Source organism: Riemerella columbina DSM 16469 (genome assembly GCF_000374405.1).
Taxonomy (GTDB): Bacteria; Bacteroidota; Bacteroidia; order Flavobacteriales; family Weeksellaceae; genus Riemerella; species Riemerella columbina.
In genome coordinates, this window is record NZ_KB894248.1 from 1 (window position 1) to 11,599 (window position 11,599).

The 11,599-nt window shown below is 39.0% G+C and carries 5 protein-coding genes; all 5 read right to left on the bottom strand.

Going from position 1 to position 11,599, the window contains the following annotated elements:
• On the bottom strand, positions 1–7,475 hold a 7,475-nt coding region (locus C237_RS13180; RefSeq protein WP_018676022.1), incomplete at its 3' end, for a SpvB/TcaC N-terminal domain-containing protein.
• Positions 7,472–9,430 (bottom strand): T9SS type A sorting domain-containing protein, encoded by a 1,959-nt coding sequence (locus C237_RS0108250; protein WP_018676023.1) that lies wholly within the window; start codon positions 9,428–9,430, stop codon positions 7,472–7,474. The genes C237_RS0108250 and C237_RS13180, both read right to left, overlap by 4 nt.
• A gap of 12 nt (positions 9,431–9,442) precedes the next feature.
• Positions 9,443–10,177 carry an outer membrane beta-barrel protein gene (locus C237_RS0108255; protein WP_051081512.1) on the bottom strand — a complete coding sequence of 245 codons (735 nt, stop codon included), beginning with the start codon at positions 10,175–10,177 and terminating at the stop codon, positions 9,443–9,445.
• A 12-nt stretch (positions 10,178–10,189) separates the two neighbouring features.
• Entirely contained in the window at positions 10,190–10,897 is a 708-nt protein-coding gene (locus C237_RS0108260; protein ID WP_018676025.1) for an outer membrane beta-barrel protein, read from the bottom strand.
• 446 nt (positions 10,898–11,343) lie between these two features.
• Positions 11,344–11,599 (bottom strand): transposase (locus C237_RS0108265; protein WP_018676026.1); only part of this gene is annotated, 256 nt, incomplete at its 5' end.

An 11,599-nucleotide genomic window follows, 5' to 3' on the forward strand; every position in this document is an offset into this window, starting at 1 on the left:
TCGTCCCATACCATTAGCCTAAAATCCTTAAAACCTTGGTAGGCAATCGGGTTACCGTTGCCGTCGTATTCGTAAGCTCTTGGCTTTGGTGTGGTAGAGTCTTTAAGTTCGCTTAAAGCGTAGGGGTGGGACTTATTGCCATAAACATAATCCAGCACATAACCTTTATCCTTTCCGTTTTGCTTATGCGTTAAGGCTTTTTGTACAATACCATTCAGTTTATTGTACTGCATTTGGAGCTGGTACTCCGCAGAGGTAGCCTCCCCTGTATATTGTCCTTTGGCTTGGGTTAGACGATTAAGTTCATCATATTGATACTGATAACTACTAGCTCCACCCAAAGCATAATTTATGATTGGAACTTGGTTTGCTACTTGCAAAATGTTCCCCACTAAATCGTAAGTATAACGGTTATTTTGAAACACATAAGTCCCTGACTGTGCCTTTAGGTTGGCTAATCTACGCATTGTAGCATCATAGGTATAAGAAGTCTCTGTACCGTTGCCATAAAGGCGGTAAACTTTCTGCTCAAACTCATCGTAGCCTTGTTGTTTTAGGTAGGTGTATTCGTAATTGCCTTTTTTACCTGTAAGGCTCGTGAGCTGACCTGCTCGGTTATAGCCAAAGTCTAAGACTTCCCCATCGGGGTAGGTCATATGTTGGATACGGTTCCAAGTGTCGTATTCATACTCCGTAATATAGGTCTGCACCTCCGTTGGCGTGATGCGGATAGAGCGGATTTCCTTAGTTACCTCGCCCATATTGCCATAGAAATATTCCGTACCGCCGCTGGCATCTTCTACCAACCACAGTCTGCCTCGGCGTAGAGGGCTTTCACTTTGTTTGCCGTAGTGGTAGCGGACATTGTTTTCTGGGTGTTTAGGGTATTGTATTTCTTGTAAGCGGTTATAGCTATACTGGTACTCAATAGCGGCATCAGGCATCTGCTCGCGGATTTGGGCGGTCTGACGGCGGATGAGGTTGCCTGCTTGGTCGTATGCCAGGGTGGTAGTCCCTGCATCGGGGTGCGTCAGTTGGGTGCGTCTGCCCAGTAGGTCGTAGGTGCTTAGGGTTTGGTGCCCTTCCGCATCGGTTACTTTTAATACCTCGCCTAAGGCGTTGTACTCGTATTGGGTTTCTATCCCTGTGGGCTGTACTTGCCTTAGCGTTCTGCCCAAAACATCGGTATAACTTTGGGACGCTCTGCCTAAGGCATCGGTTACGGTCGTTTTTAATGTCTTTGTCCCTGAAAGTTCGGCAATATCATAAGCCGTCTGCACCGTACTGCCATCGGGCAAGGTTTGCAAAATAGGGCGGTCTTTAGGGTCGTAGGCTGTAGTGGTAGGGGCTAGCGTAGCAACTTGGGTGCTAAACGCCTCGCTTGGGATTTCGGTAGTGGGGTAATAGCTTTCTATTACTCTGCCCAACGCATCATAGATTTGCTTACCCGACACAATCAAACGCTCGGCATCGGCTTGGGCTTTCCCTTGGAATAGGGCTGCCGTTTTCTTCACTTGTAGGGTACGCCCTACCCCATCCATATAGGTATAGGTGATGATGTCTGCCCCATGCTCGGCATCATAGTTTCGGGTTTTCGCATACGGCACTTTAGCCTCTGGGTGGTATTCGTACGCAATGGTATATGGTACGCCTGCAGCGGCTTCCTTAGGGGCTAAAATATGGGTGGTTCTACCTTTTGCATCAAAGGTGTATTGGATGGTAGAGCCGTTGCGGTCGGTGGTTACCAATGGGGCATTAAAGCGGTAATCGTACGCCATGGTATTTTGATACCCAAACTGATCGGTTATTTTGGTGATATGGCTGTGGGTTTCATCATCGTACTCGTATTGGAGTGTGGCACGCTCGCCTTTGTGGTTTTCGGCTCCTGTTACTTTGGAAAGATTGCCATAGTCATCGTAGGCTAAATCGGTTGTGGCGTATTTAGAAGCCTCCATATAGTTTCGGATTTGTACAACCTCGCCAGTGGCGGTGTTGATGCTGGCTTCTCTTTTTCTTACCAAACCTTTTTCATCATAGACGGCAAGGCTCTTGGCTATACCACCATAGTACGGGGTTTGGCTTTCGTAATAACTGATGTTGGCTTTAATTGCCGAGTTGGCATTGCCATTACCAAAGTCTTGATAAGTGATGATATTTCCCTTAGCATCATAAGTTTGTGCGGTTTTGTGTTCTAAATAGCCGCTGCCTTCATACTGGCGTTCGGTGGTTTCTACTGGAGCAATAAATACTGAAGTGGCATCGGTATTCGGCAGTGCCAAAGCGATAGGGTCTATATCGGCATTGGTCTTCGCATCTTTAATTTGATAATGGGTGTTTTGCTCGGTTAATTTGTTGCCGTTTTGGTCTAAGGTATAGGAGTTTTTAGGCAAAGATTTTCGGAAATAATCTCGGTTGTAGAAGTTCTGAACGGTAGTTCTTAGCACGGTGCCGTCTTTAGGATTGAGTTGCTTTTGTTCTACTTCGGCAAAGCCATAGAAGGTACGCTCTCTACGGTCGTAATACGGTTTTTTATAAGAAAACTCGGTATGGGTGTAGTCTTCGCCATCGCCTTTGTGTCCATCAAAAGTCTTCACGGATTTTAAGACCCAACGGCTGTAAGGGTTTTCATAGGTAGGAGCTATCCACTCGTAATCCACTTCAAAAGTACTGCCCGTAGCATTTTTTACGCTCTTAAGTTTATTGGTACGGCGGATATTGGAGAGTGCCACACGGAGGTCGTCCTCGCCATCAGACAAGATATAGTCCAAATTGCCATCGCCATCCATATCCATAAAGGCTGCTTCCATACGGCTAGTACTTTTCCCCGCAAATGCCCCAGCGGTAATGCCTACTTTGATGAATGCCCATTTAAAGTAAACTGAAAACTTGGCACTTCCGCCATAACTTATCGCTCGGTTTACAGCTATGGGATTATCAGACACTTTAGGAATGACCAATGGTATGCTATCCCATGTCTTGCCTAAATTTTGAAAGATTAATGTTCTATCGTTTTCATAGACTATACGGTCTGCTAAACCATCCCCATTCATATCCAAAAACTGAATGTGGCTCTGGGTTTTAGAGTTGGTATAGTTAAGCCCACCAGTAAATGAACCTGCATAAGCAGAGTAACCTAAACCTGCACTAAAATCCTGAGATTCGCCAGATAGCAAGCCCCCAAAATTTTGCCACTCTTCCTGTGGCAAAAAGCCGTAACCTGTGTTATAACTAATGTAACCTTCATTGGTAATTCTATCGGCAAGCCCATCTCCATTAATGTCTGTATAGGTATATTCTGAATGGTCTTCTGCGGAGGATACACTACCGCTAACGGAAACGCTATTTTTTGCTTTATCGGCATCATCTTTAGAGCGAGTAATAGTCATTTTCTGCTGGTCATTTTTAGAGATCTTAAAAGTCATAGAAGATTTAGGATCTCCGTGCTGGAATGAGCCACTAAATGAGCCTCCCATGGTTTCTACTTTAGCCCTACTAAAGTCTCCTGCTAAATCTATTTTTCGACCATCTAATCCTCCCCTAGGTTCGGTAAACTGTACACTACCACCACGAACAAAATCTGGGAAACGATCACCATTAAAATCGCTCATGGTTTGTGTTACTTTAGAGTATCCTGTGGCATAAGACCCACCTACGATAGCAGCCCCTCCAGAGAAAGCATTGCTTCGGCTTTCGGATATCATTACCAAGGCTCCACTTTCTGCACCTTGAAGTTGTGGTAAAGTAGTGTCTAAGTATTTCTCCAAATCATTCTCCCCCAAACGAGATGGCGAGAAATAATGATCGGAAACATAAATATCCTCTTCCAGACCTCTGTGTAATTTCTGTGGATAACTGACTAAACCTCTAATGAAATAAGCATTGGAAATTTCCATTCCTGGCTGCTCCTGCTCTGGGTTCCGTTTATTTGGGTCAGTATCTGGAACATCGTCTTTATTATCCGAATAAGGCCCAGTAAAATCCCTTAATAAGATTTCGTTTATTTCATCTCCCGCTAGATTACCGTTTAAAATAAATCCTCCCCAGCCTCTAAAACTTTTTCCAAAGAACATATTTTTGTTACCTTCACTGTAAGGAGTATATACCGCATATGCACTATGTAGTTGATTTGTAGTGATAATTTCATATTTCTCTTTAGGATATCTCGGATCATTCTCTGGAATTTTGATAGAGTCTTTAATCTGAAGTACTACATTAACATTTTCATCTATCAGTTTTTTATAGAGGGGTTTATTTGATACTTTTATTTCTATAAACAAAGGCTCATCTTTACTGATGCTATCTAAGGCTATTGGTTCTGATGGTGTAGATATGCCAGACAAATGGATAGTTTTCCGTGCTGCTACTTTTCCCAATTGCTTTGCTGTAATCTGAAGGTTTCCCTCTTGTGGAGTGCTGAATGTTTTATCTAATGAAAGCCTCAGTTTACCTTTTTGTTTCGGCATAACTAATTTAGGGATATAGTGTACATCTAATTTTTCATTAAGTTGAAAATTGACATTAATTGCCCGAACTTCCTCTTCATTTTCCTCATTGATAAATCTGATTTTTGGACTAAAATTTAGTTTCTGCCAATTAATTTCTGTAGGTGATTCTACACTTATATTAATTCCCTCTCCTGCTCGGAAATTACCTAGGTTAATGGTACTTAAATCCAACTCTACCTCCTCCTCTGCTTGAAAAGTACGCTCATATAGCAATATAGGCTGAATATCAAATCCTGTTTTATAAATTTTTACCTTTACTAAATCTGTAGTAATACCTTTGGAAAATAAACCTTCGAACTTAGGTTGCGCTGAGAGCATGAATATATGTCCTTCTTCCGAAGCATACAGCGCATCTACCACTGGGTTATAATGTTTTAAGCCTAATCCATTGTAGTCTTTTTCATCACCTATCTCTGTATATTCAATGTTTTGTGTCCAAAGAGTCTTGTCAAAGTTGCCATCGTATTTAGAGCTTACTCTGAAATATAACACTTCACCTTGTTTTACTTCTAAAGAGTCTGTATGATGTTTTATAGTATAATCTTCTGCAGCAATATCCTCTTTCATATAAAGACTATCTCTATATTGGAAATAAAGGCATACCCCATCAGCTTTCTCTGTCCCATCATTTTTCTTATAATTCAAACGAACTTCGGAATTATCCTGCTGTAGTTGATAGGTATGTTTAACTAATATTTTTCCTGTATGTGGCACTCGCCAAGTTTTAACCACATCATGTAATGGATTGTGCTTCTCCAGCTCTTCTTTTGTATTTTCTGTATTCCCCTCTAAAGTTAGTTTATTATTACTTGCTATAATAGGTGCAGGGGTTCCACTACTTGTGGTATAGAAAGTAGGTACTCCATCCATCAATCGATTGTAATATACGCGTCCTCCATTAGCAAAATCCACTAAGCCATCACCATTAAAGTCCATAAAATAGGACAGTGTTTTACTTGTAGAATTTTGACGGTCATAACCTATCGTTGAACCATATCCTTGTAAATCTACCCCAAAACTATATGAAGAATTTTCAGTAATTCCTAAATTGGAAATATTAATTTCTTTTAGTTCATCTGAAAACCTATCTAAACCTTTAGAAGATAAATTTTTACGGTAATAAACTTTTCCCTTTTTCGCATACACTTTATCCGGTAAGTTATCACCATCTAAATCCTGTAAAAAAACTTGGGTTTCCGTTTTCCCCGAACTAATACCACCATTGCCTCCAATGGTATTAATTTTATAAGATCCTAAGGAAGGCCCTACACCTAAACGAAAACTAACTCCCTTGCTCGTAGAACTTGAAGTCCCCGCTAAAGTTGGATGCCCTGAAAATCCATTAATACCTACAAAAGTATATTTAATATTGTCTTTTGGGACTTCCCACTTCTTAAATGCACCAAACGGCTGATATTTACCCGCACTATCCCGAACATCATCATAATATTCTATGGTATTGGCGTAAAACAACTGCCCTTCGGCATCGTAGGTTTTAATTTCTTGAAGTAAAGGTTTTCTAAATGCCCCTTCTTTATAGATGAGTTCATAGGCTCTTACTAACTGGTTTTTATACTTAACCTCAACCTTTCTTAACAAACGGTTGTGTTCTTGCTTAAATCCTAACCTCGCCGATATTTGAATGTCTTTCCTCTGCGGTTCTCCTAAATCTTTATCGGTGATGAAATGCACAGAATACACGCCCTTACTATTATCTTTACCTGTATAATAAATACTTTTAGGGTAAAGTACACCCCCGTCCTTAGTATATTCATAATGAATGGTATTCCCTCTTAAATCGCGCTGCTCTCTTAGCGCCCAATAGCCTATTGCACCTTGCGGGGTACTCAACTGGCTATTCTCTGTGCCACCATAATAAGATATTAGACCACTTTTGGACTTCACCACCCAATGGTAATCACTCGGGCTATTCCCCAGCCGCTGGATACTCTGAAACACCCCCTCTCGCCTTGGGTAAAAGTATTGGTCTGCTACTCGGTCTTTCCATTCTTCTCTATGGGCATTAGGCAACAATTCCTCTCCTGATAATATATAAGATTCAGTTTCCTTTTGTTCATCATATCTTGGTGCTCCCCAGCGGGTATCTACACTTAATGATGGTAATACCAAATTCCAGCCTGTCCCAGCCCATGAGGCTCCTCCTTCGTCCTCATATTGGATCTGCAACGACGGCTGTAATCCTGCTCTGCCCTTAGGTAACTCTATACTAAACCCCATAGTAGCCGTACCTTCGGCATTGGCTGTCGGCATCTGGATGGGTTGTATCCCAAGTAAAGGGGTGGCTACTTTTAGTCCACTAATCGTGGTAGGCGTATAGCCCGAAGTATCTGGAGATTCTGGCAACTTAATAATCCCTGCAATAAGGTCTGAAGCATAAAATGTTTTTGCCCTTACCGCAGATGCACCAAGCATTATGCTATCTTTTGGTAATTTTTGCCAAACTGCCTGTGCTTTATTATAACTAAATATATGAATATCTTTTTCGGTATAGCCTTCTGGAAGTTTTGTTTTATCATAATTGATGGTTACCACCAAGGCTTGTTTCAGTTTCAAATCTTGTGGCAATACACGATAACCTGCTGTTGTTTTGGTAAGATTAACTATATCATTGGGTACCTCTGGCAATCTACTAGCTTTTAGTGCTACTACCCTAACACCTATAGAACGGACAACACTCCCCGCTGGGAAATACCCCGAAAACCCTTTATAGGATAAAGTGGTTGCCATAGTTGGCGACAGTATTGCCGTTGCTTGGTCGGTATGTTCTTTAATCGTAGTTTCCCCTTTATGATTTGAGGCTATGGGTACTTCTTTAGTTGCTATCCGCCATCCCATAGCAGACTTTAGCGATTGCCACCACTGCCATTGTGGAATACTAGCCGCCGTAACAAAACTTATAACGCCTAATAGTAGAATGTATACGAGATATTTTTTCTGTGTTCTCATCATTTAACAATCAATTTATGTGTGGCCGTTCCAAAAGTAGTTTTAATCTGTATTACATAAACTCCCGACTGGTGAATATAGCCCTCATATTGGTATTGCGAAAGGTTATAAAATGTCTCTTGATGCAATCGCTGCCCTGCCATATTGTAAATACTAAGTGTACCGCTCGTTGTTTTTGGAAACGATGCTAATAATTGGTAATGTCCATCCAAACTTGGGTTAGGATATAATACCATCTTTGCTTCCTGGGTTTGTGCCGTACCTAATACACTGAACTTCGACAATGATTGACAACCTTTGGCATTGCGTATCCGTACTTGATAATCTCCTGTTTGATTCACTAATAACTTCTTATCAGTAGAAACCAATTGTCCATCATGATACCATTCAACATTATATGTACCTTTCGGCAAATACTGCTCTATATCCATCACTAGACTGCCCTTTAAAATATATTCTTCATTAAATTCTGGCTGTGGCATATCTTGATCTGAAAGATAAAACTCTTGGGTGTATATTTGATTATTTTTATCCTTTATTTGATACCTATATTTCCCAGAAGATAATGCCATATGACGACTCCCTTGTGCTTTATTTTCTGTCCAATGGTAAATTCTTTTAGCATCATCTAAAGAAATTAATTCTAAATCATAAGGTGCTGTACCTCCTACCATATGCCATTGTACACGCCCTGATTGAGGTTTAGAACATTGGGATTCTGTAATATCCAAATGAGCAAACATCTCAGGAGCTTCCCAAATCGTATAGCCAATTTGTGCATTTTTAAACTGATACCAATCTTCAAATTCAATCGGGTTTTTATCTTCAATAGATTGAAGCCTAAAATATTGTGTCGATTGAGGCTGATATTTAAAACCTTTAGCCGTATCTACAACCAACCAATAATAGCGTTTAGAATCTTCCGATGAAGTATTGTTATCCTTTAAAATCTTTTGAGGATTAAAATGCCAACTCAGTTTTAAATTTTCTCGCTGTGGCTTGTCTAATACCCATTTTCTTTCTAAGCCTTTAGGTTGACCTTCTTGTTGTTGTTTTATTTTTAAGGGTTTACCATTATCACTCCAAAATACAAAATAATTATCTGGGACAGAATTTGCATTAATAGGCTCTAAAAACATTGATACGACTTGTTCATCGTTGGCATTTTGACTTTTAGGTTGATTAATTTGTCCCAAAAGATCGCTACCTACTGCGGTAATGTTTTGGTTATAAGATTGATGAGATTGATAATCCCAAATTTTATCCCCTTGACTGTTATAATAATTTTTATATTCTAATTGGCTTAAAGAAATCCCATACTTTATCCCTAAATAAGACGCCACCTGCTGCATTTCCATAGGCGATAGTACACGGTCATAAACCAAAACCTCTGCTATAGTTCCATTAAACGATTGTGGCGGAAGCCCCTCCAATACTTGACCTAAGCTCCATACCAATGGGTTCTTATTTTTTCCATAAGTTTTACGATGCTGATAATAATGAATTTTATATTCTGCTGGCATCAATGATTTTGGATAAGCTCTATACTTTTTAGTTTCTAAATCCGCGAGCCTAAGTGTAGTCGCCGCTAATTTAGGCATAGCTCCTTGTGATAACGACCACAGCATCTGCTCTTTATCTCGCTGAGTAGTTCCATATACTATAAATAATGATAACTGCTCGGCTTGTGATGCTTTAATATAAGTGCTAAAATCTAAATCTGGAGTATATTGAAATAAAGGATGCTGATTTAGATACTCTATTTGAAGTGCCTTGGTTGCCTTATATGTTGTTTTGTGAATATGGTCTGTTATAGCATACCGATTAGCATCTGTGCTATCCGTAGATTTTATCCAAAGGTAAGGCTCTGCAATTCCTGCTGGATAATTTTTGGTCTGAGCTTTTAACCTATGATTTCCTACTGCTAAGCAAAATATTAATAATAAAATATGCTTCATCAGCCGATGGTTTTAAAAGTTATTATAACTATCAAAGTTAAAACGATAGCCAATCTGTAAAGAAATGGCATTCACTTTATTATTGGTATTTTTAAACCGATGCCCATTGGCTTCTGTCTCTAGTGCATCTGACAATCCTAAATGATATCTTGCACCAATGTTTAATCCATTTTCAAATTCATAACCTAATGCAAAAGTAGTATGAAAATAATCTTTCCCTTCAAAAGCTTTTTTGAGTGTGCCCTGCACCACTGCATCTGGTTCAAAATATGCCCCACTCTGTTTGGCTAATGTTTCTCCATTAGACTGGTAAACCATAGCATCTTTGGTTAGGTTATAGGTGAAATAAGGTCCCGCCCCTAAGTAAAAGCCATCTGTAAAATAATATTTCAATAAGAAGCCTGCATTTAGATGATTGTATGCCATTGCTATGGTATAATTAAGCCCTTTTACATCTTGATATTCTAACTCTGCCTTCTGCCTAGTATAGTAAAGTTCTGGCTGAATGCTAAATTTTTCGGAAGGATACTTCCAATTGAGAAAAAAACCTGCCATAGCACCAATATTGGCTTTTTCTTTGGTTTCGTAACCTCGGTAGATACCTTGAGGAATAACAGCATTTTCAAGTTGGTTCATCTTAGAATAGATACCCCCTGCCATAGCACCATAGGTAATCTCTCTTGCTAAATTTTGTGCGGCAACACCTAAAGAGAACATACTGCTTATAAGTAAAATAATAGATTTCATGATATGTTTTTTTTACCAGTTACTGAAATTATACCCTAGTGCTAATGTAATTGTAGAAGTTCTGTTTGTATTTTCTAAAAACTGAAATGAGGTGCTTCTATTCCCCACAGCATCCCCAACTCCCATATAATATCTTGCTTCAAAATGGAATGCTTCTGCTAGTTCATACCCTACGGAACAGCTTAAATTAAAATCATCTTTCCCCACAATTCCTTCTCTATAAAACTGACGATAATTGGTATCGTATCGTCCATCAAACTCATTAGAGGTATATTCTAAGGCACTAGGATTTAAATTTTTTGCATAAAATGCACCCACACCTACGGTTAGGCCTTTATAAGGGTAAACTTTGAATGATGCGCCTAACACCAAATAGGAATAATTAAAATCCACAGTATATTCTTGATTGGTTATCGTATTATGATAGAGTACTTGGGATTTTGTTTTTCTGTAAAGTAATTCTGGTTGTAGTGCCACTCTAGAATGGGGTAGCTTATAGTTAGCAAATACACCGCCTTCTACACCAAAACCACCTTTATGGTCCATCGTAAACTGAGTTTTATTGTAATCTCTACCAATAATCATTTCTGGTAAGTTGGTCATATTAGAATGTAAAGCGCCCACCTTTAATCCATAAGTGAATGTATCCATATATTGTGCCTGGACTAACGATATACATTCAATAGCCCCTATTAATATCAACTTGTCTAGAACTTTCATAACACAAGAATTAGAATTATTTGGTAACAAATATAAACTATTTTATTTTTCCAATCGTCATCATGTTCTATATCAATAGAGTTTTTTCTTTATCTACCCTTTAGACAGTAAAGTTGATGTACTTCTCTTTAATTTTTCTATTAAAATAAATACCCCAAAAACAGACATTTTACTGTATCAGCCTTGGGGAATTAAATTTCCATCTTGGGGAAACCTCCCCCGAGTATAAAATAACGCTCCCCGACATTGTGGAAACATTTTTCTACAACGGGGAAGATATTTACAACTATAAAAAACATATTTTTGAGCTTAAAAAAACATTCCCCCACATAGATTTACTTTCCCCCAAGTATAAAAACTTTATTTTTGACTATAAAAAATACTTCCCTCAGATTATAGCGAACAGTTGGTATTTATAAAATATTATTGAATATCCGTTTTTATACCTAATTTCCTGCTATAGCAGCTATAATCACCCTATCGAATAATCGTTCTCCAAAATATCGCCTGTTTAGCTTGTATACAAATTCATTTAAGTATAATTGAAGATATTTGCCTTTGATTTTGTGGTAATTACCTAACAAGTTTCGTTTCGCATTACTTATAAATATATGAACCCATCGCAATGTCTCCTTTGTGGTTGCTTTGCTTGATTTTTCAGTCACATATATTTCAACATAATTAGATATATCAACATAGGAA